Annotated in this window: 2 protein-coding genes; both read right to left on the bottom strand. The window is 48.6% G+C overall.

What is annotated here, in order from left to right:
- On the bottom strand, positions 1–262 hold a 262-nt coding region (locus NE547_RS17965), incomplete at its 3' end, for a hypothetical protein (protein WP_256176619.1).
- A 13-nt stretch (positions 263–275) separates the two neighbouring features.
- On the bottom strand, positions 276–778 hold a 503-nt coding region (locus NE547_RS17960; RefSeq protein WP_256176618.1), incomplete at its 5' end, for a major capsid protein.

The following is a 778-nucleotide window of genomic DNA, read 5'->3' as shown; positions in this document are numbered from 1 at the left end:
GATGAGCAGTATTTGACATGCGTTCTTGCCAATCACGATTCTTCCGGGCCTCGGCAGAATTATAATCACGGGCAATCTGAGCCTGCTGCACTTGCCATTCACGCAGCTTCTCGGCCTCCTTCGCGGAAGCCGCCGTATTATTTTTCGCAATACTCTGCAAAGCACCAATGCCGGTAGCCAGCTGCCCAGTAGTGGGCAGCTGGCTACTTTTCTCGACTTGCCAGATCGGCATCTGCACGCCACTACCAGCATTATAAGCCATAAGTCAACCTCCGTCAATGATGATCAATGAGACCGGGAATAGAATACACAGGCATAGGCCGGGTAGCCTTACACTGCACATAAATATCAGCAAACATCTGGTTAGAAACCGCACTGGTAACTGCCAGGACACGATCTACATTAGCCTTATCCTCGCGGATCCACGCATCCGAAAGCGAAGGCAGCTTAGAATAATCGTCAGCCAAATGCCAAACATCAAGCGAAGTCTGCGCTTTAGAGCGCATCTCACCACACACACGGGAAGGCTTATACCGATAATCGGCCCACGCTTCCTGATAGCCAAAAACCTCATTATCAGTAGCCTGACCAGTTGCATAAATCTCCTTGTTAAGTACAGCCTGTTCGCCAATATTAGCGAAGACCGGCCAATAATAATCAAAGCGATCCTTACGGCTCCAGAAACGTTCAAGACCTTGCTGATAGGTATGATCATAACGGGCAACCATCAAACCAAGTATAAAGCCATGCTCCACAAAGGACTTAATAAAATCGCCAT

Source organism: Flavonifractor sp. DFI.6.63 (genome assembly GCF_024462255.1).
Lineage (GTDB): Bacteria > Bacillota > Clostridia > Oscillospirales > Oscillospiraceae > Lawsonibacter_A > Lawsonibacter_A hominis.
Note: the sequence above shows the minus strand (reverse complement) of the source record. Positions and strands in the feature narration are given on the sequence as shown.